This is a genomic window from Campylobacter sp. IFREMER_LSEM_CL2101 (genome assembly GCF_025771825.1).
Classification (GTDB): Bacteria; Campylobacterota; Campylobacteria; order Campylobacterales; family Campylobacteraceae; genus Campylobacter_D; species Campylobacter_D lari_C.
Genome location: NZ_JAKMQZ010000008.1, coordinates 19,218 through 40,958, shown reverse-complemented (window position 1 = coordinate 40,958; position 21,741 = coordinate 19,218). Strand labels below are relative to the sequence as shown.

Genomic DNA, 21,741 nt, shown 5'->3' with positions numbered 1-21,741 from the left:
TGCTTAATAAGCTCTTTTTTTGCATTCGATTTTGATTTCTTTAGCGGTTATATTTTGAACTTGATTTGGTGTTTGTGGATTTGGTGTTGTTTGAGCATAACCATGGAAAACTTCAGCTTCTATAAAAGTTCCTACTTTTAAATCTCTAAAAGTGCCGTATTTATCCATACCAAAAATACCACAATCATCCATATCAATCTCTGTATTTGGTAGAATTTTTACATTCATTTTTTGACCATAAGTAGTGTCAATTAAAATAGTCTTTGCACCATCATTTACATCTACTATTACACCATAAATTCCATCTGCATAAGCAAGACTTGAAAGGCTTAAAGCCGTTAATAATGTAGCGATTTTCTTTTTCATTTTTTCTCCTTTATTTTTTATGCAAGAATTATATAATTTTTTGAGTGAAGCAAGAGTGAATTTAGATATAATTTGAAAAATTTACTAAATGAGGTTTATATGAGAGGATTTTTACATTATTTTTTTGCTTTTTTGCTTGCAAGTTTATTGTTTGCTTGCTCTAAAAATGAGGATAAAAGTTCTGCTATAAGAGCTTATGGTTTTAATGAAAATACACAAAGTATTTTTATAGAGTTTAATACTAATATTATTAATCAAGAAATAGGCGTTGTAAAAGAAAGAGAAATTGTTGTTAATAGTCAAAAGACAAAAGTAAAATATGAGCTTGAAACGCCTACAAGATTAAATATTTTTACAGCTTTAAAAGCAAATCAAAAATATGATATTTTTATAGACTTAAATGATATTTTAGCAAATGAAAAAGTACAATTAAAAGTCCAAACTCCTTTTGAAAAACTAGATATTAAAGGATATTTTCAAAATATTTCAAATGATGAGAGTGTATTAGTTTTAAATGTTCAAAGTTTTTATACTTTTGATAAAGACGAATTGTTAAAAGCTATTAAAATTACTGCACAAGAAAAAGAAATTCAAATAGATAAAATTATCATTCAAGGTGATATGGCAAGTGTGTATTCTAAAGCGCTGAGTATTAAAAATACTAATACTAATGTAAAAGTGGTTTTTAATAAAGACATTTTAGGTTTAGAAAACAATATAGATTTAGAATATATTTTGCTTGCAAAGAGCGAATTTGTTTTTCAAAATGCAAATATAGTTAATAAAAACATAGAATTACTTTTTTCTCAAAATATTTCGCAAGATCAAAATTTAAAAGAATTGATTTTTATTACTCCCAAAGTAGATTTTAAAGCATTAGCTTTTGGAAATAAAATTAAACTTACAGGTGATTTTTCTCCAAATAAAACTTATGAAATTCAACTTGCTCAAGGGATTAAAAGTGCTGATGGAATTGGCACAAAAGAAGATTATAAAACTCAAGTAAGCTTAAAAGACTATGAACCTGCTATAAGTTTTACAAATCAAGGTGTATTTTTATCTAGCAAAGCAAGTAAAAAAATAGCTTTTAAGAGTATGAATATTAAAAAGGTTCATTTGGAAGTTCATCAAGTGTTTTCAAATAATTTAAGTGAATATTTAAGATATAAAAATCTTCAAGGTGCTAAAAATTTAAGTGATTATGATAGTGATATTTTTTCAGAGAGTGATTATACTAGCGAAATAGTGTTAAAAAAAGACTTTGATATAAAAAATACTAAAAATCAATGGCAAGAAAATGAAATAGTGCTAGATGGTTTAAAAGATTTAAGTGGTGTGTTTATAGTCAAGCTTTATTTTAAAGAAGAAGATGTTGATTATGCTTTTGATGAGGGAATGGAGAGTTGGAAAAAATATAGATTTTTTAATCAAAAAGCAAAAGTAAGTAAGAATTTAATTTTTTCAGATATAGCTTTGATTGCTCAAAATTTAAACAAAAAGCTATTTGTAGATGTGAGAGATTTTACTACGCAAAAGGCTTTAGATGGGGTTAAGGTTGATGTGATTAGTAAAAGTAATCAAGTTTTAGCTTCTAAAATGAGTGATGATAATGGTTTGGCTGTTTTTGATGATATTGATGAATCGAAAGCTTTATTTATCATTGCTTCAAAAGATAAACAAGCTTCTATCTTACGTTTAAGCTCACCTTTATTATATGATGGTTTTGATGTAGATGGTTTTGATTTAACTTCTCAAAATAAAGTATTTATTTACACAGAAAGAGGGGTTTATAGACCAGGTGATGATATCTATTTAACTATGGTTGCAAGAAATGATAAAGGAGCTGTTAATCACCCTATATTTTTAAGTTTTTTTGATCCACGCAATAAAAAGCTTTTAGATAAAATTAAACTTGATCCTTTAAGTAATGGAACTTTTTACAAAAAGGTTTCACTTGATCAACAAGCTTTAAGTGGAGTGTATTTAACTAGGGTTGAATTTGCAAATACGATTTTTGATAAAGAAATTTTAGTGCAAAATATAGTGCCAAATCGTATAAAAGTATCTATGCAAGCTCCAAAAAGTATAAAAGAAAATGAAAAATTAGATTTTAATATTAGCTCAAAATATCTTTTTGGAACACCAGCGAGTAATTTACAATATCAAGCTGATTTATTTGTGAGTAAAAAAGAATATAAAAATTCAAAATACCCAGAATATATTTTTTCAAATCCTAGTGTTTTAGTGCAAAAATATCAAGATAATTTAAAAGGTATGTTAGATGAAAATGGCTTTACAAAGCAAGAATTTGCTTTAAATGACTTTTTTAAAAATACTCCATATAATTTAGAAGCTAGCATAAGAGCCAGGGTTTTTGAAAAAGGTTCAAGATCAGTTGAAGCGCTTGTAAATTCACAAGTAATATTGCATGAATATTTTGTAGGTATTAAGCGTTTAAAAAATCACTATTTAAGCTCAGGTTCTATTATCAATTTTGAAGCCATTGTAAGTGATTTAGATGAGAATTTGATAGCAAATAGGGAAATTAAATATACTATTTATGCAAATGATTATTCTTGGTGGTGGGATTATGATAATTATGATGATTTTTTAAAATCACTCAAAAAAGATAAAAACACACAAATCGTTACTCAAGGAAGTATTTTAAGTAAGGATAAACCGGTTAAAATAGAATTTGATCCAAAAGAATATCATGGTGAAATGTTCATAGAACTTGAAGATGTACAAAGTAAAACAAGCACAGGAGAGTTTTTTTATATTAGTAGTTTTGGTACGCCAAGTAATGCTGATATAGTGAGTTCTTTAAAGATTAAAAGTGATAAAAAAGAATACAAACCAAACGAAACAGCTTATATTGAATTTGAAAGTGTTAAGGGCGCAAAAGCTATTGTTACTTTAAATGATAATGCAAAGGTTTTAAAACGCTTTGTGATAGATACACATGAAGATATTACAAAGGTTGAAATTCCTATTCTTAAAGAATATATGCCAAATGTTTATGTGAGTGTGATTTTACTTCAAGATTATGATCAATACACTAACGATAGAGCTTTAAGACTTTTTGGCGTGGTGCCTTTAAATGTAGTAGATGAGCAAAGTAAAATCGAGTTTGATTTAAAAGTACCGGATAAAATCATGCCAAAACAAGATTTTGAAGTAGAAATTCAAAGTAAAAACAAGCAAAGTTATACTTATACTGTAGCTATTGTAGATGAGGGCTTGCTTGATGTGAATGCTTTTAAAACCCCAGATATTTGGGGATATTTTTACCAAAAAACACGCTTTAACATGAGCATATATGATACCTATGATAAAATCATTGCTAAAAATATTTCTAATGCTTCTAAGGTATTAACTACGGGTGGTGATGTTTTCTTAGAAAGTAGAGCAAATAAAAGCAAAAATGATGAAAAAGCAAGACGCTTTAAACCTGTTGTGTTGTTTCAAGAGCCAGTACAAAGTGATGAAAATGGTTATGCAAAATTAAAATTTAATATGCCATCATACTTAGGTTCGGTTAGAGTTATGGTGGTGGCAAACAACTTAGCAGGTTTTGGCAGCGCTTCTAAAGATATCCAAGTTAGCGCACCTGCTGTAATGCTTGAAACTTTGCCAAGGGCTTTAAGGCTTGATGATGAGTTTAAGCTTTTGGTGCAAGTATTTAAAGTAGATGATGATGTAAAAAATGTAAAACTTAAATTAAAAACAAAAAATTCACTCATAAATTTTGAAAACGATGAAATTTTAATTGACTTTGGTGATGAAAAAAGCAAAGATATTTATGTTAATGCAAAAGTAAATTCAAACAAGCTTGGAGTAGAAGAAATAGAGTTAAGTTTAAATGCAAAAGATTACACCTATACTCAAAATACGCAAATTGATATAAAAGCGCTAAATACCATTACTTATGAGGGTAAATCTTTTAAAATTCCTGCAAATACTTCTATGGAATTTAAAATCACACAAGATTATATTAATCCAGTGGCATTTTTAAGTGTGAGTTCTAAGCCTATTTTAAATATAAATCATAGATTAAAATACTTGCAAAATTATCCTTATGGATGTATAGAGCAAAGTACTTCAGCAGTTTTACCACAACTTTTTTTACAAAAACTTGATCAAGGGGCAAATGAGCAAAAAAATATTAACAATATCAATGCATTGTTAAGTAAATACGCAAATTTTCAAACTGCTAATGGTGGCTTTGCTTATTGGCAAGGACTTAAAGATTCTGATGCTTGGGGAAGTAATTATGCGGGTATGTTTATGATTTTAGCCAAAGAAAGAGGTTATTATGTGAGTGAGGGAATGTTTAAAGCATGGCTTGATTATCAAAAACGCTATGTTTTAAAAGCTCAAACAAATAAAGAAATTAGAATAAATTCTTTATATCTTTTAGCTTTAGCTAAAGAGCCAAATTTAAGCATAATGAATGCTATTTATGAAGATAGTACTTATTTGCAAAGCTTAAATAATGTAAGTCTCTGGCAACTTAGCGCAGCTTATAAATTAGCAGGTTTTGATGAGGTAGCTTTAAATATAGCTAAAAATTTAAGCACAAAGCCTGATGAAAAAGCTAATTATACTCATACTTATGGATCTTTTCTAAGAGATGAAGCTATTATTGCAAATGCGTATAAAATAATCTATGGTAAAGATAATGATGAATTATTAGATGATATTAAAAAAACTTTAGAAAGCCAAGTTTGGCTTAGCACTCAAAGTGCAGGTTATGCTTTATATGCTTTGGCAAATAGTTTTAGTGATGAAAGTTCTAAAACTATCAATGCAAGAGTAAAAATTAATGATGAGAGTAAAAAGCTCAATACAAGTTTTTCTAAATTTGAGTTTAATCAAGGCAGCGCTTTGATAGAAGCTAAAGAAGATACTTATGTACATTTTGGAGTAGAGGGTATTAAAAAAGGTATTGCTGAACCTTTTGCGCAGCGTATGTATATAGAAAGAAGTTTTTATGATGAAAATGGAAATGAAATAGATGAAAGTGCTATAAAAAGTTCTCAAATTTTTTATATGAAATTAAAAATATCAAATAAAAATTATCCAGGCGCTTCTAATATAGCTTTAACTCAAATTTTACCAAGTGGATGGGAGATAGTGCATGATCTTTTAGATGATGAAACTCCTGATTTTGTGAAAAATTCTTATTATGACTTTGTCGATATAAGAGATGATAAAATCATGTATTTCTTTCCTTTATATTCTGATGAATCAAGAGAATTTTTTGTGAAATTAAGTGCTGTTACTCCAGGTGTTTATACTTTGAGTGGAGCTTATGCTGAAGCAATGTATGATAATGCTTATAAAGCTTTAAGTGAGAGTAAAAGAGTCAAAGTAGTGCAGTGAAAATCAAAATAAGCCTTGCGATATGCTTTTTAAGCCTATGTTTTTACATAGGCTTAGTTTATTTTAGTTTTGATAGCAAGGATTTATTTAAAGGCACTTATAGCAAGGTTTTGCTTAATAAAAACAAAGAAATTCTTAGTGTATTTTTAGATGCTAATGAACAATGGCATTTAGAGAGTGATTTTATACCACAAAAATTAAAAAATGCAGTTATTTTGTATGAAGATAAAAATTTTTATTCTCATTATGGAGTAGATTTTTTAGCACTTATAAGAGCTTTTAAAAATAATCTTTTTTCAAGTAAAAGAAGTGGTGCAAGCACGATTTCTATGCAAACAATCAAACTTCTAGAGCAAAATAAACGCACATATTTTAATAAATTTAACGAAATCATCAAAGCTTTTGCTTTAGAAAGTGCTTACGAAAAAGATGAAATTCTAAAGCTTTATTTAAACAATGCTCCTTATGGAGGAAATTTAGTAGGTGTTGCAAGTGCGGGTTTGTTTTATTTTGAAAAAGATTTAAAAGATCTTACTTGGAGTGAAGCAGCTTTGCTTGCAGTGCTTCCTAATAATCCAGGTTTGATTAATCTTGAAAAAAACAAAGATAAGCTTTTAAAAAAACGCAATGCTTTGCTTGATAGACTTTTTGAAAAGGGATATTTTTCTAAAGATATCTTAACTCTTGCAAAGGCTGAAAAACTTCCTAGCTTTAAAGCAAGAAAAAACTTAGCTCCGCATTTAGCGCGTAGGCTTTTAGCGGATAAAGAAAAAATCATTTCTAGTATAGATAAAAAAATTCAAATCAAATTTGAAGAAAAAGCTAAAGAATATTCTTATAAATTAGAGCAAAAGGGTATAAAAAATTTAGCTATATTATTAGCAGATACTAAAACAAATAAAGTTTTAGCTTATGTAGGTTCTAATGATTTTTATGATTTTACAAGTTTTGGTCAAGTTGATGGAGTGATAGCAAAGCGTAGTGTGGGTTCAACCTTAAAACCTTTGCTTTTTGCTTTTGCCATAGATGAGGGGCTTATAGCGCCTGAATCTTTAATGCTTGATGTACCTACATTTTTTTCTAACTTTGCCCCGCAAAATGCAAATAAAAAATATCATGGTTTTATTAGTGCAAAAGAATCTTTGCAAAAATCACTTAATATCCCTTTCGTAAGCTTGCTTGCAGAATATGGGTATGAGAAGTTTTTTTATAAACTCAAAGATATTTTAGATTTTGAAGATGAAAATTTTAAAAAATATGGACTTTCTTTGATTTTGGGTACAAAAGAATTTAGTTTAGAAGATATGGTAAAAATTTATCTAGGGCTTGGAAATTATGGAAACTTTAAAGAGCTTTTGTATGAAGAAAATACATTTACTAAAGAAAATAAAAAACTTATTAGTGATGGAGCAAGCTTTTTAACCTTACAAACCTTAAAGGATTTAGATAGAGCAGGTTTAAGACAATATGATTTTAATACTATCATTTCTTGGAAAACAGGCACAAGTTATGGCAGAAAAGACGCTTGGGCTATAGGAACTTCTCCAAAATACACTTTAGGAGTATGGGTTGGAAATTTTAATGGCGAAGCAAATGCAAATTTATATGGAGTAAATATAGCGGGAGAATTGTTTTTTGAGCTTTTATCTTTACTTGATGGGGTTAATTTAGAATTTGAAAAGCCTAGTGATCTAATTTCTATTAAGATAGAAAATCAAACAGGGTATAGATATGATTATAAATTTGATTTTAAAGAAGTACTTTACCCACAAAGTGCAAATGTTTTAAGAACTTCACCATTTTTAAAGGAAGTTTTTATGTATAAAAACAAAGAAGTTGATTCTTTAGATGAAAATTTCATCCATGCAAAGAAAAAGACTATTTTAAATTTACCTTTTAATGCACAAGCTTTTTTTGCAAAAGAAAAGCAAAATTTGCAAAGTTCTAGTCAAAATTTAAAAATCATATATCCGCTAAATAATCTTAATATCATTTTGCCAAAAGATTTAAAAAGTAAGCAAAAATTGTTAATTAAACTTATAAATCCTAAAAAAGAAAAACTTTTTTGGTATTTAAATCAAGAATTGATTTTTGAAGGAAAAGAAGAAAGTTTATCTTTAGATTTAAAAAAAGGTAAATATACTCTTAATATTATTAGCGAAAACGGACAAAATGATTTTATCAATTTTAATATATTTTAAATATAAATAATAAATTTTATTAGCTAAAAATCCATTCCCCCCCCCCATTTTATAGATATTTGAGTAATATAGTTAAATGTTTAATATTTTTTTATTTTAGTTAATATTTTTTTATTTTAGTTTAATAATAAGTTTTTATAATTGCAAAATATTTTATTACGTTTAAGGAGTATTATAATGTGGAAGCAATTAAAACTTAGTACAAAAGTTATTGCTATTGTTGTTGCAACAGTTGTTTTGATTTTAGCTAGTTTGTCTTTGTTGATTGTGCAAAAATCTACAAATACTTTAACTCAGCAGATTGATAAAACGCTTATTACTTCAGTTTTTCGTTATACAAATTCTGCTGAAGCTGCTATAAAATCATTTTTTATTTCTGCTATTGGGGCACAAAAAATATTCAATACTTTACTTGAAGAAGGTCCTATATCAGAAAAAAGAATAGAAAATATTCTTGGTGAAACTATAGATGCTAGTTCTACTATTGCTTATGGGTATTATTATTTAAAAGATGGATCGACTTACAAAAATATGGGGTTGGATAATAAATACTTTACAAGTAAGAATGAATTTATGGTATTAATGAAAGACTCAGATGTATTGAAACCTGGAGGCATGAGAACTTTACAAGCAAGTAGTGATATAGCTCAGTTAAGAGGTATTGGGCATATTATGGGTGGCGATAAAATGTATTTTGGAGAGCCTAGATGGTTTAATATTAATGGAGAAAAAATCTTTGGCTCAAATATAGCTATGCCTTTGATGGATAAAAAAGGAAAAGTGTTAGGTGTGCTTGGTATGATATTTGACATGAAAGTATTAGCTAATGATTTTAATGATCCTTCTAGATCTGTTTTTGAAGGAGATAGAAGAATATTATTATCAAATGGTGGAGTTATAGCTACACACCCAAATGAAGATTTTGTAACTAAAAAAATCATAGAAGTAAATAAAAACGCTACTAATATTTTAGAAGTAACAAAGAAAGTGCAAGTTACAAGTATTGATTATATTGCAGATGATGGCTCGAAATATCATGGTGCGATAAGAGTTTTTGAAGTATGGCCTAATACAGGAATTTTATGGTCTATGCTTGCTACTGCACCGCAAAAGGTTATTAATGCGCCTATTGCTGAGTTAAGAAATGTTATACTAATAAGCGGCTTAGTTGCTATAGTTGTTATAATATTAGTTCTTGGAATTAGTATGAAAACTATAATAACAAATAGAATTACAAGATTGCAAGAGCATATGATGAAATTCTTTAAATACTTAAATCATGAGGTGTCTACTGTTGAAGTTTTAACACCTAGATATAACGATGAGCTTGGGAAAATGGCATTAATGATTAATGATAATGTTCAATATATTCATACATGCTTAGAAAAAGATGATATTACTGTGCAAAATATTTTAGAAGTTTCTTGTGATATAGAAAAAGGACATTTTACCCAAAGAATAGAAGCAAATCCTGTAAATCCAAAACTTGTAGAATTAAAAGAAGTGTTAAACAAAATGCTTGAAGATATGCAAATGAAAATAGGCAAAGATTTAAATGAAATAGAAAGAGTTTTTGCTAGCTTTCAAAATCTTGACTTTTCAGATAAACTTGATAATGCAGAAGGTGAGATAGAAAAATCACTTAATGCAGTAGGTGTAGAGATTAGAAAAATGCTTCAAGCTTCACTAAGTCAAGGTGAAATGCTTCAAACTAAGGCTGATTCCTTAAAAGAAAGTGTATTAAAACTTAATGAAGGTGCGCAAAAACAAGCTGATTCTTTACAAGAAAGTGCTGCTGCGGTTGAAGAAATGAGTGCTTCTATGAATGCAGTAGCAGCAAGAACTGAAGAAGTTATTAAACAAAGTAGTGATATCAAAGATGTAACTGATGTTATTAGAGATATTGCAGATCAAATTAACTTGCTTGCATTAAATGCTGCTATTGAAGCTGCACGCGCAGGAGAACATGGACGTGGCTTTGCTGTTGTTGCTGATGAAGTTAGAAATCTAGCAGAAAGAACTCAAAAGTCTTTAGGTGAGATTGAAGCTAATACTAATATCTTAGTTCAATCTATTAATGAAATGGGTGAGAGTATTAAAGAACAAGCTTTAGGAATTTCACAAATTAATCAATCTGTTTCAGTAATTGATGGTTTAACTAAAGAAAACTCACAAATTGCCCATGCAACTAATTCTGTAGCAAATGAAGTTGATTCTATGTCAGCTGATATTGTAGCAGAAGTTAGAAGAAAGAAATTCTAAAAAACTACCCTTTAAAGGGTAGTTTAATTTATAAAATACTCTTGAATTTTATTTTTATCTTCAAAAGCCATACTTTGGAAAATTTTATCTTTAAAGCCTATTTTGTATTTTGTATTATTTTGAGTTTTAGCATAAGTTAGTGCTATGCTTAGAGCAAGTTCAAGATCTTGTGGATTAATATTTTCATCTACTAAAGAATAAGCACCTATTAAATCAAAAAGTTTTAATTCTTCATACTTTTGAGTTTTTAATTCTTTTAAAAATTGATTTTCTAGCTCATTTCTACTCACTATCATTTTAGAGCCATTTGGAAGTCTTAAGTGGCGTCCGTATTTTAAAAGTTGCGCATCATTAACTTGCATATTTTTATCAAATTTAATGAAATCTTTGATTTTATTTGAAAAACTCTCAAGTGTGAGCAAACATCCACCACCTGGACTTTCAAAATCTTCAAAACCAAATTTGGCGGCTAGTTCAAGTTGTCTTTTTCTGCTTCTTCCACTTATGTTTTCTAACTTTTCTCTATCAACCCAACCTTCACGCTCAGGTTTGGTTAAAGGTAAATTTTTAGCACACATTGGACGCAAGATTAAATCTTCTTCATCAAGTGCTAGTTTTTTAACCTTAGCCATAGCATCATTTCTTTGGCTCATTGGGCGTTGACCAACTACTTCTCCTGTGATGATAAAACTTGCATTTTCATCTTTTAACATAGAAAGAGCAGTTTTAAACATAAAAGCATGACAATCTATACAAGGATTAAAATGCTTTCCATATCCATATTGAGGGTTAAATAAAACTTCTTGCAAATATGCATTTCTTACATCTATCATTTCAAAACTAGCCCCTGCCATAGCAGCGCGTTTTGCCATGAGTTCGCTTTTATCGCTTGTGCTACCAAAGCCTATATTGATATTTAAAGCTTTTACTTCTATGCCTTGAGAGCTTATGAGTTTTATAGCAAGCATAGAATCAAGCCCGCCACTAAAAAGTGCTAATGCTTTCATTTTTTCCTTTCGAAATTTTTGGCATATTGTAATGAATATTTTTTAATTTTTATGCAAGTTTTTATTTAAAAAACTTCTTCTTCAAAGTTGTAATGAATTGCTTTTTTATCTTTGATATTTTTTTGTAGTCTATTTAAAAATAATTCCAAGCTTTCCTCATCATCTAAAAAATGCACGCTTTTTAAAACTTCTATCAAGTGATTAAAAAAAACTTCATCATTTTGATAGCTTTTTTTGATTTTTTCTAAATTTTGATTGAGCAAATTATAAATTTGTTTTTTAAAGGCTTGTTTTAAATTTAAACTTTTTAATTTATTAAAATATGCAAGGTTGATCTTGCAAATAGCATATAAAAATTCTTCTAAATTGCTTAAGTTTTTGATATTTTCAAATTCATAAAGCTCTCTTATACTAGGATCTTCAAAGTTTTTTTGCTCTAAAATAGCTTTAGTAATATCTTGGTGTAAAAAATATTCTTTTGCGCTTAAAAGTTTAAAAAGCCCTATGATTTCATTATTTTCATATAAAAATTTCAAAAGCTCTAACTCGCTTATATTATTGATTTTACTTTGTTTGATGGGATTAGTAAAGTTTATGTTTTTTCTTGTATTTTTAGAAAGTTTAATATCATTAATATTTACACCCAAAAGATTTGCTACTAAGATAGTGTAGGAATTTGCTACTAAAGGCTCAAGATTAAAAGTGTATTTTTGTACCTCTTCTAAGGCTTTTTGCTTACTAAGTGCTGAGTTTAAATCACAACTTGCAATCAAACTTCTTATATAAAATTCTCCAAGCTCTATGCCTTTTTCTAAAATATTAAAAAGTAATTTTTCTTGATGGCTTGCTACGAGTTCAGCCGGATCTTTTCCACCTTCTATTAAGACCACTTTTCCATCAATTTTTGCTAAACTAAGCAAATGTGCCGAACGCACAGCAGCATTAAGCCCTGCATTATCATTATCAAAACACAAAATCACTCTTGCTTCTAGTCTTTTTATCAAAGGTATGTGATTTTCACCCAAAGCTGTTCCTAAAACCGCTACAGCATTTTTAAATCCTGCTTTATGAAAGGCTATAGCGTCCATATAGCCCTCGCAAATTATCATTTCTTTTTGTTTATAAATGGCATCTTTTGCTAAATTAAGTGCATAAAAAACGCGTGATTTATCAAAAAGTTTGCTTTGGGGAGAATTAACGTATTTTGCCATATTTGTTTCATCTAAAGTTCTACCACCAAAGCCTATGAGTAAATTTTTATGATCATAAATACTAAAAGTAATGCGATTAATAAAGCTTGCATAAGCACCATTTTCATTTTGTTTTATCGCACCTACCTCTAGAGCTTCTTCTTGAGTGATTTGCTCATTTTGTAAAAGTCTTAGTGTTTCATTAGAACTTGGTGCAAAACCTAGCTCAAAGGTTCTAATATCCTCATCATTTAAGCCTCTTTTGTAAAGATAAGCTAAAGCCTCTTTGTTTTTAGCTAAGTTTTGCTTATAAAAAGCATTAAGAGTAGGCAAGATATGAATGATAGATTTTTTATTATCTTGTTTTTGCGAGGTGTAAGTAAGTGAAAAATTACTCCATGAAGCAACTTTTTCCACCGCTTCAACAAAGTTTAATTTCTCATAATCCATTACAAATTTAAAAACATTACCCCCAACCTTGCATGCAAAACAATGATAAAATCCTTTAATAGAATTAATATGCATACTAGGATTTTTATCATCATGAAAAGGACAAACGCAAACATAGCTTGAGCCTTGTTTTTTTACTTCAACATAATGAGCTATGATATCAACAATATCTGTTTTTTGTAAAAGTTGTTCTATACTTGCTTGTTCTATCATCTTGTAAACCTTAAAGAAAATTATATAAGCATTTAGCTATAATTGTTATAAATTTGAAAATTAAGTTGCAAGGTTATGGATTTTTTCTTTGTAGAATACCGCGATCCTTTATTTGGTCTTATTGTTTTAACTGCTTTGGTTTTTATCATAGCTAGCTCACATTATATATGGCGTATTGTTGCAAGTAAAGACCAAAAAAGCAAACTTGATCGTTTTGTAAAAAAATTTGAAATTAATTCTACACACCAACAAATTTTAAAAAATGCTAATTTAAGCATAGAAAATTTAAATTTCTTAGCTCAAATTTTTACTAAAAGCGGTGAATTTGAAAAAGCTGTGGGGATTTATCTCATAGCTTTGCAAAAAGCAAATGAAGCAAGCCAAAAAGAATTTATCTTTTTTTCACTAGCACAAGTTTATTTAAAAGCAGGGTTTTTAGAGCGTAGCGTAGAGGCTTTATTAAATGCTTTAAAAATCAAAGCACGTAATAAAGAAAGCTTAAAACTTTTAAAAATTGTTTATTTAAAACTCAAAGATTATGATAAGGTTTTAGATGTTTTAGAGTGTTTGTTTGAGCTAGGAGAAAATATATATGCAGAAAAAGCTTTGATAAAAGCTTTGAAAATTCAAGCAAGTTCTAAAGAGCAAGAGCAAAAACTAAAAGAAATTTTAGCTTTGAGCAAGGATAATGAGTATATTTTAAGACTTTGTTTTTTACACTATAAAGATAAACTTACTCAAATGCCTCAATTTGAAAATGTCATTGATTTGCTTAATGAATGCAAAAGTCCGCTTAATCTTGAAGATGAAAAATACCATGAGTTTTTTTATGCAAAAAATTTAAGCACCAAAGCTATTTCTATTAAAAATCATAAACTAAAAATTTTAAAAATTTTAAACGATAATGAGCTAAGTGCAAATCTTAGCTTTACTTATGTGTGTAATAATTGTAAAAATCAAAGTCCTTTGTTTTTTTATCATTGTCCATTTTGTTATGAATTTGGAAAATGTGAGATTTATTATGAGGTAAAAGCTTGAAAAATATTGAAATTTATACTGATGGTTCTTGTTTAAACAACCCTGGCTTTGGAGGGTGGGCTTATGTTTTAACTTATAAAAATCATCAAAAAGAACAAAGTGGGGCGTGTGAGAATACAACAAATAACCGTATGGAGTTAATGGCTATTATAGAGGCTTTAAAAGCTTTAAAAGAACCATGTGAGGTAAAATTATACACAGATTCAAATTTAATGGTGCAAAGTATTAATGAATGGCTTGAAAGTTGGGTAAAAAAAGATTTTAAAGGTAAAAAAAATATTGATCTTTGGAAAGAGTATTTAAATGTAGCTAAAGATCATAAAATAACTGCTTTTTGGATCAAAGCACACAATGGCCATGAATTAAATGAGCGTTGTGATGAGCTAGCAAGAAATGCAGCCTTAAAGCTCCAAGAAGAAAGGTCAATAAATGCTTAAAAAACTCCAAGAAAGATTAAATTATCATTTTAAAAATGAGCAATTACTCATCGAAGCTTTGACGCATAAAAGCTATAAAAAGCCTTATAATAACGAAAGATTAGAGTTTTTAGGCGATGCTGTGATGGATTTAGTGGTAGGGGAGTTTTTGTTTTTTAAATTTCAAAAAGACTCAGAAGGAAATCTTTCTAAACTTAGAGCAGCTTTGGTGAATGAAAAATCTTTTGCAACTTTAGCGCAAAAACTTGATCTTGGAGCATGTATTTTTATGTCTATTGCAGAAGAAAATAACGATGGACGCAATAAACCTTCCATACTTTCTGATGCTTTTGAAGCACTAATGGGGGCTTTGTATTTAGAAATAGGTTTTGAAAAAACTAAAAACATAGCATTAAATTTACTTAATGAGGTTTATCCACATATTGATACACAAAGTTTGTTTAAAGACTATAAAACAAGATTGCAAGAAATCACACAAGCAAATATGGCAGGCACACCTGAGTATATTGTAGTAAAGGCTTTTGGGCCTGATCATAAAAAGCAATTTGAAATCGCAGTGAAAATTCAAGGCATAGAAGTAGCAAGATCTACAGCAGGTAGTAAAAAAGAAGCCCAACAACAATGTGCTAAAATCGCACTTGAGAAATTAGGAAAACTATGAATAGCTTTGGAGTAAGATTTAAATTTGCAAGCTTTGGCGAATCTCATGGTCAAGCTATAGGTTGTGTGATAGATGGTATGCCAGCAGGGGTGAAATTTGATTTTGATTTTTTACAAGAAATGCTAGATAAAAGAAAACCAGGTCAAAATAAATTTAGCACCCCTAGAAAAGAAGAAGATAAAGCTCAAGTTTTAAGTGGGGTTTTTGAGGGTTATACAACAGGAACCCCTATAAGTGTTTTGGTGTATAATGAAAATACACGCTCAAAAGATTATGAAAAAGATGTATTTCGTCCTGCGCATGCTGATTTTACTTATTATCACAAATATAGCATTAGAGATTATAGAGGCGGTGGAAGAGCTAGTGCTAGAGAAAGTGTAGCAAGAGTAGCAGCAGGAGCTGTGGCACAAATGCTTTTAAAAGAATTTGACATAGAGATAATGAGTGGGGTTTTTGGAGTAGGAAGCATTGATAGCAAACTTAGTAATGATGAGTTTGATTTTGATTATGCTAAAAATAGTGAAGTTTATGCTTTAGATAAAAATTTAGAGCAAAGTTTTAAAGATGAAATTTTAAAAGCTAAAAAAGCTAAAAACAGCATAGGTGCTAGAGTTTTTACTAGAGTAAAAAACCCTATAAAAGGCTTAGGTGAGCCTTTGTATGATAAGCTTGATTCTAAACTTGCTCATGCGATTATGGGGGTAAATGCGGTTAAAGCTATAGAAATAGGAAGTGGCATTCAAAGTAGCTATATGTATGGAAGTCAAAACAATGATGAGCTAAAAGATGGGGTGTTTTTAAGCAATCATAGCGGCGGGATCTTAGGTGGAATTTCTAATGGGGATTTTATTGATATAAAAACATATTTTAAGCCAACTCCTTCTATATTTTTACCCCAACAAACACAAAATATTCAAGGAGAAAATATTATACACGAGTTACAAGGTAGACATGATCCTTGTGTGGGTATAAGAGGTAGTGTTGTGGTAAATGCTATGGTGGCAATTTGCATGGCTGATGCTTTGCTTTTAAATGCAAGTTCAAATTTGCAAAATTTACAACGTATTTATGTAAAAAATAAATAAAAATTTAATACTTATTTAGATATGATGATAAAATATCTTTAAAAAGGGAGAAATATGAAAAAAAATATTGTGTTTTTTGAAGTTAGAGGTGGTAGCGATAAAGGCGAGGATGGTCATAGAAAAGATACTATGCCTATGGTAAATGCCTTAAAAGAACAAGGTTGGAATGCTGAGGTTATCTTTTTTGAAGTAGAAAAGAAAGACGAAATTTATGAATATGTAAAAAACAATGCTGATGCTTATGTTTCTAGAATCAACCCAGGAAATTTAAAAGAAGAAAATGAGTATTTTGATATGCTTAGAAAACTTTGTGCAAATGGTGTTATAGGTATGCCTCATCCTGATGCGATGATAGGATATGGCGCTAAAGATGCGCTTACTAAGCTTAATAAAACAGCTTTAGTACCTGAAGATACTTATGCGTATTATGATATTAAAACTTTTAAAGAAAGTTTCCCAAAAACTTTAGCAAAGGGCGAGAGGGTTTTAAAACAAAATCGTGGCTCAACGGGTGAGGGAATTTGGCGTGTGAGATTGATAGATGAACTACCAGCAGGAGCTGTGAGCGTGCCATTAAATGCAAAAATCAAATGCACAGAAGCAAAAGATAATCACACAGAAGAAAGAGAACTTGGTGAGTTTATGGACTTTTGTGAGCAATACATTATAGGTGATAATGGTATGCTTGTAGATATGACTTTCTTACCGCGTATTAAAGAAGGTGAAATTAGAATTTTAATGCTTTATCATACTCCAATTTATGTAGTGCATAAAAAGCCTGCAGAAGGTGCTGATGCGTTCTCTGCTACACTTTTTTCGGGTGCAAAATACAGATATGATGAGCCAAAAGATTGGCAAGAATTAGTAGATTGGTTTTTAGCAACCTTACCTGAAATTCGTTCAAAACTTGGAAATTATGATATTCCTTTGATTTGGACTGCTGATTTTATCTTAGATACAGATGAAAATGGTAAAGATAAATATGTTTTAGGTGAGATTAATTGCTCTTGCGTAGGATTTACCTCTCCTGCTGAATTTGTTGAGCCTATTGCTAAAAAAGTAGCTCAAAATATCATTGATATTGTAAGTAAAAATTAACCCTTGTTTTAACAAGGGTTTTTTAAACTCATTATGCTTTTAACTATACTTTATATTATTGGAATTACTGTTGATGCGATGACAGGAGCTATTGCTGCAGGAAGACATAAAATGGATCTTTTTGGAGTGATATTTATAGCTTTGGTAACAGCTATTGGCGGAGGTTCGATTAGAGATATTTTACTTGATCATCATCCGCTAACTTGGATTAAAACTCCTGAGTATGTGATTTTAATTTGTGTTGCAGCTATGATTACAACAAAAATTGCTAAATATGTTATAAAACTTGAAAAACTTTTTTTGATTTTAGATGCTATAGGTTTGGTTGTTTTTAGTGTTTTAGGCGCTCAAATTGCAATAGAAATGGGGTATGGTTTTATAGTGGCTGTGAGTTCAGCTGTGATTACTGGTGTGTTTGGTGGGATATTAAGAGATATACTATGTGCTAGGATACCACTTGTATTTCAAAAAGAAATTTATGCGGGTGTTGCTATATTAACAGGGGCTTTGTATTATATATTGTATATTTTGGGCGTAGATGAGTTATGGGTAATTCTTGCTTCATTGATTGTAGGAACCATAGCAAGACTTTTGGCTATATATTATGGTTTAAGTTTGCCCATATTTTCTTTTAAAGATGGAGAAAATAAAGAAAGTTAAAATTTTATCTTATAAACTCTTAAAGGATAAGCCTTATTATCCATAGTATTTTCATAAAATCTTACAAGCTTGTTAGTAGGTAAATTTATTTATATTTTTTGCTTTTAAAATATTTATTTGATGTATTGATTATAAATCAAACCTCGTTATGGAAAATCACTATTTATAATATTTTGTAATTAGAGGTTAAAAGTGGTGACCCATACGAGACTCGAACTCGTGTTACCGCCGTGAAAGGGCGATGTCCTAACCGCTAGACGAATGGGCCAAAACATTAAATTAAGAAATGAAATTATATCTTATTTAATTTAAAAAAAGCTTAATTATTTTACAAAACGCAGATAAAAATAGCCAAATACACCTGAAGCTAAGGAAGCTAGTAAAATAGCAAAATTATCTACAAAATTAAATATATCACTTACTTCATAGGCAAGGGCGTCTATAAAAAAGCTCATGGTAAAACCTATACCTGTGAGTATGCAAACTCCATAGAGTTGTTTAAAATTAGCATCTTTTGGCAGTTTTGCAAGTTTAAGTTTAATTGCTATATAAGCAAAGCCAAATACACCTAGTTGTTTTCCAACAAATAAGCCCAAGAAAATCCCTACACTTACACCGCTAAATAGCATATGTGCTTCAATTTTTGAAAGATCAACCCCTGCGTTGGCAAAAGCAAAAAGTGGTAGTATTATAAAAGCTATCCAAAATTTTAAACCATGCTCGATTTCCTCTAATAAAGCATGATTGTTTTTTGTAAATACAGGTATAAATAAAGCTGTGATGATACCTGCTAAAGTTGCATGCACTCCACTTTTTAATACACTAAGCCAAAGCAATGCTCCAAGTATATAATAAAATGATTTTCTTTCATTACCCAAGCGATTAAGTAAAAATAAACCTACAATGCAGCAAAAGGCAACAAAAAAGGCTAAAGTTGAAAGCTCTCCTGTATAAAAAATAGCAATGATTAAAATAGCTCCTACATCATCAAAAATTGCTAAAGATACTAAGAATATTTTTAAAGAACTTGGTATGCGTTGTTTTAGCATTGCAAGTATAACTAGAGCAAATGCAGTATCAGTTGCAGTAGGTATAGCCCAACCTTTTAAAACATAAGCATCGTTAAAATTGATAGCACAAAATATTAAAGCAGGCACAACTATACCGCCTATAGCAGCCATTAAGGGTAGGGTAATATTACTAAGAGTTTTAAACTCTCCTTGAACAAATTCTTTTTTTAATTCAAGTCCTATGGCAAAGAAAAAGATTGCAATAAGACCATCATTAATCCACAATAAAGAAGGCTTGAAAAGTTCCCAAGCACCCACTTTTACACCCATTTCTACACTTAAAAAGTCCATATAATGTTGCCCGTAAGGACTATTTTTAAGTAGTAGGGCAAAGATTGTTGCTAATAAAAGCAACAATCCTCCTAAAATTTCAAGTGATAAAAAGTTTTGGAAACTTTTCAATTTCATTTTTTAAAACTATAAATAAGTTTTAAGTAAGCATATCCAACTATAGCGCTTAATAATGAAGCTACTAAAATAGCAAGCTTGTCTGAATACGCAAAAATGTCACTATTTTGATAAGCTAGGCCGTCTATAAAAAAGCTCATGGTAAAACCTATACCTGTGAGTATACAAACCCCGTAAAGTTGTTTGAAATTAACATTTTGTGGAAGTTTTGCTAGTCCTAGCTTTATACTAATATATGAAAATAAAAATACTCCAATTTGTTTTCCTAAAAATAATCCTAAAATAATACCTAAGCTAACCGAAGAAAACATAAAGCTTGGATCCATATCTTTTAAATCAACGCCTGCATTTGCAAAAGCAAAAATAGGCAAGATGAAATAACTCACCCAAGGTGCTAAGTCATGTTCTATTTCTTTTAAAAAAGACTCACCACTTTTTGTTTGAAGTGGTATAAATAAAGCAGTAATCACACCTGCTAAAGTCGCATGCACCCCGCTTTTTAACATGCTTATCCAAAATACTATAGCTATGATGATATAAAAAGATTTTTTAGTAATATGGAAATGATTTAGCAAATAAAGCGCTAAAATACACACCAAGGCAGCAATCATAGCAAAAACTGAAAGTTCGCTTGTATAAAATAAAGCAATCACAATAATCGCACCCAAGTCATCAAAAATAGCTAAAGAAAGTAAGAATAATTTTAAAGAAGTAGGCACTCTTTTACCTAAAAGCATTAAAATACCAACCGCAAAAGCCACATCAGTAGCTGTTGGTATAGCCCAACCTTGCAAAGCAAAAGGATCTTTATAGTTAAAAAACGCAAAAATCAAAGCAGGTACTATCATACCGCCAAGTGCAGCAAATACAGGTAAAGACATAGCTTTTATACTATTGAGTTGTCCTCTTGTAACTTCATATTTTAATTCAAGCCCTATGGCAAAGAAAAAAATCGCAATAAGTCCATCATTAATCCACAAAAGCAAAGGTTTAAAAATTTCTAAACTTCCTGCTTGAAAACCAAAAGGAATATTTAAAAAATTGGTATATTGATCCGTTAAAGAACTATTTTGTAAAATGAGTGCAAGTACGGTAAAAAATATTAGCAAAACACCAGGAAAAGTTTCACTTTTAACAAAGGTTTGAAGTCTTTGCATAAATAGCCTTTTTAAATTTTTATTAACGTGTTATTTTAACATAAAAAGGCTTGAAATTTAAAGTTTAAGCAGAAAAACTGCTTAAACAGGTATAACGCGTATATTTGGGCTAAGTTCTTCTTGTAAGATATTTTCTATAGCATATAAGGTTGCACCACTCCCACTTGAACAGCCACTACATGCTCCAAGATAGCGTATGTAAATATCTATATTTTTATTTTCACTTTTTTGTATATCAATTACTTCTAAATCTCCACCATCACCGTGTAGCATAGGACGTACATCGCTATCTAAAACAGTCTCTACTGCTTTTAGTTGTTTAACCATGGTCATATCATCAAAAGCAATATCTGTTTTGCTTTGATCTTTTAGCTTTTCTCTTTCCATTTCAGCCCTAGTTTCAGCTAAAATATCTACAAGATAATAATCTTTTTTCTCATGTCCTCCAGGCTTAACACAAGATTTACAAAAAGCACCTGCTTTAGTAAATTGCGTGATTTCTTCTACTGTATGTAAATCATTTAGTTTGATTACTTCTTTGATGGTTCCAAGGCTTACCCTAGCACACTCACAAACTATAATTTGATCTTCAAAGTCTTCAGGATTAACACCTTTATAATGCGCTGCAGCTTGTTTGATAACATCATAAGCCATAACCGAACAGTGCATTTTTTGCGGTGGAACCGCAGGAGTTTCAGGGTTATCTCTCATAGCAAATTCAACATCTAAATTTGTAATTTTTACAGCCTCATCTACAGTTTTACCTATACAAAGATCAACCATAGTATCACTACTTGCTATTGCTGTACCACAGCCAAAGCTTTTAAATTTAGCATCAATGATTTTATCAGTTTTTTCATCTACCAACCAATAAAGCCTAACCGCATCGCCACAGCTTTCAGCTCCAAAATCTGCAACAATAAGTTTTGCATTTGCTTTTTGTGCATCTTCTTGTGTGAATTCACCCATATGTTGAGGGTTATTCATTCTATCTTGTACTTTTTGAGAATACTCATCCCAAATTGATCCGCCAATTAAATTATTCTTTGCCAT

The 21,741-nt window shown here is 29.9% G+C and carries 14 protein-coding genes, 1 tRNA gene and 2 pseudogenes; 10 read left to right on the top strand and 7 right to left on the bottom strand.

Features of this window, described 5'->3' with window-relative positions:
• Positions 1–3: 3 nt before the first annotated feature.
• Entirely contained in the window at positions 4–366 is a 363-nt protein-coding gene (locus tag L8V88_RS06005; protein ID WP_263677494.1) for a hypothetical protein, read from the bottom strand.
• A gap of 72 nt (positions 367–438) precedes the next feature.
• Here L8V88_RS06005 and L8V88_RS06000 point away from each other — a divergent pair, with 72 nt between their 5' ends.
• From L8V88_RS06000 to L8V88_RS08010, 4 genes and pseudogenes are all read left to right on the top strand, one after another.
• Positions 439–5,751 (top strand): Ig-like domain-containing alpha-2-macroglobulin family protein, encoded by a 5,313-nt coding sequence (locus L8V88_RS06000; protein WP_263727240.1) that lies wholly within the window; start codon positions 439–441, stop codon positions 5,749–5,751.
• On the top strand, positions 5,748–7,952 hold the full coding sequence (pbpC, locus tag L8V88_RS05995) for a penicillin-binding protein 1C (RefSeq protein ID WP_263727239.1): 2,205 nt from the start codon (positions 5,748–5,750) through the stop codon (positions 7,950–7,952). Before L8V88_RS06000 ends, pbpC begins: the two co-directional genes overlap by 4 nt.
• 177 nt (positions 7,953–8,129) lie before the next feature.
• Positions 8,130–8,765 (top strand): annotated as a pseudogene (locus L8V88_RS08015) (PDC sensor domain-containing protein); the annotation flags it as partial.
• 1,068 nt (positions 8,766–9,833) lie between these two features.
• Positions 9,834–10,214: pseudogene (locus tag L8V88_RS08010) on the top strand (methyl-accepting chemotaxis protein); the annotation flags it as partial.
• A gap of 23 nt (positions 10,215–10,237) precedes the next feature.
• On the opposite strand, the gene L8V88_RS05985 reads toward L8V88_RS08010, so the two are convergent.
• On the bottom strand, positions 10,238–11,221 hold the full coding sequence (locus tag L8V88_RS05985) for an MnmA/TRMU family protein (RefSeq protein WP_263727237.1): 984 nt from the start codon (positions 11,219–11,221) through the stop codon (positions 10,238–10,240).
• Positions 11,222–11,286: 65 nt separating this feature from the next.
• Entirely contained in the window at positions 11,287–13,074 is a 1,788-nt protein-coding gene (gene dnaG / locus L8V88_RS05980) for a DNA primase (RefSeq protein WP_263727236.1), read from the bottom strand.
• Positions 13,075–13,149: 75 nt separating this feature from the next.
• Here dnaG and L8V88_RS05975 point away from each other — a divergent pair, with 75 nt between their 5' ends.
• Genes L8V88_RS05975 through L8V88_RS05950 form a run of 6 tightly spaced genes read left to right on the top strand, consistent with a single transcriptional unit; the run spans position 13,150 to position 18,053 of the window.
• Positions 13,150–14,112, top strand: coding sequence for a hypothetical protein (locus tag L8V88_RS05975; protein WP_263727235.1), 963 nt, complete (start codon positions 13,150–13,152; stop codon positions 14,110–14,112).
• Positions 14,109–14,549, top strand: a complete 441-nt coding sequence (gene rnhA / locus L8V88_RS05970) for a ribonuclease HI (RefSeq protein ID WP_263727234.1) — start codon at positions 14,109–14,111, stop codon at positions 14,547–14,549. The genes L8V88_RS05975 and rnhA overlap by 4 nt, the downstream gene beginning before the upstream one ends.
• A complete protein-coding gene (gene rnc, locus L8V88_RS05965) occupies positions 14,542–15,210 on the top strand; it encodes a ribonuclease III (RefSeq protein WP_039619409.1) in 669 nt (222 codons plus the stop codon). Before rnhA ends, rnc begins: the two co-directional genes overlap by 8 nt.
• The gene (gene aroC, locus L8V88_RS05960) at positions 15,207–16,295 is read left to right on the top strand and encodes a chorismate synthase (protein WP_263727233.1); all 1,089 of its coding nucleotides are present in this window, start codon (positions 15,207–15,209) and stop codon (positions 16,293–16,295) included. Before rnc ends, aroC begins: the two co-directional genes overlap by 4 nt.
• A 54-nt stretch (positions 16,296–16,349) precedes the next feature.
• The gene (locus L8V88_RS05955) at positions 16,350–17,393 is read left to right on the top strand and encodes a Cj0069 family protein (RefSeq protein ID WP_214097910.1); all 1,044 of its coding nucleotides are present in this window, start codon (positions 16,350–16,352) and stop codon (positions 17,391–17,393) included.
• A 33-nt stretch (positions 17,394–17,426) separates the two neighbouring features.
• Positions 17,427–18,053: a trimeric intracellular cation channel family protein gene (locus L8V88_RS05950; protein ID WP_039627190.1), complete on the top strand. Its 627-nt coding sequence runs from the start codon at positions 17,427–17,429 to the stop codon at positions 18,051–18,053.
• A gap of 193 nt (positions 18,054–18,246) precedes the next feature.
• On the opposite strand, the gene L8V88_RS05945 is transcribed toward L8V88_RS05950, so the two are convergent.
• From L8V88_RS05945 to L8V88_RS05930, 4 genes are all read right to left on the bottom strand, one after another.
• Positions 18,247–18,321: transfer RNA gene (locus tag L8V88_RS05945), tRNA-Glu, on the bottom strand.
• A 55-nt stretch (positions 18,322–18,376) separates the two neighbouring features.
• Positions 18,377–19,531 (bottom strand): Na+/H+ antiporter NhaA, encoded by a 1,155-nt coding sequence (nhaA, locus tag L8V88_RS05940; protein WP_263727232.1) that lies wholly within the window; start codon positions 19,529–19,531, stop codon positions 18,377–18,379.
• On the bottom strand, positions 19,528–20,688 hold the full coding sequence (gene nhaA / locus L8V88_RS05935; RefSeq protein ID WP_263727231.1) for a Na+/H+ antiporter NhaA: 1,161 nt from the start codon (positions 20,686–20,688) through the stop codon (positions 19,528–19,530). The genes nhaA (L8V88_RS05940) and nhaA (L8V88_RS05935) overlap by 4 nt, the downstream gene beginning before the upstream one ends.
• Positions 20,689–20,769: 81 nt before the next feature.
• The gene (locus tag L8V88_RS05930; protein ID WP_263727230.1) at positions 20,770–21,741 is read right to left on the bottom strand and encodes an iron-sulfur cluster assembly scaffold protein; all 972 of its coding nucleotides are present in this window, start codon (positions 21,739–21,741) and stop codon (positions 20,770–20,772) included.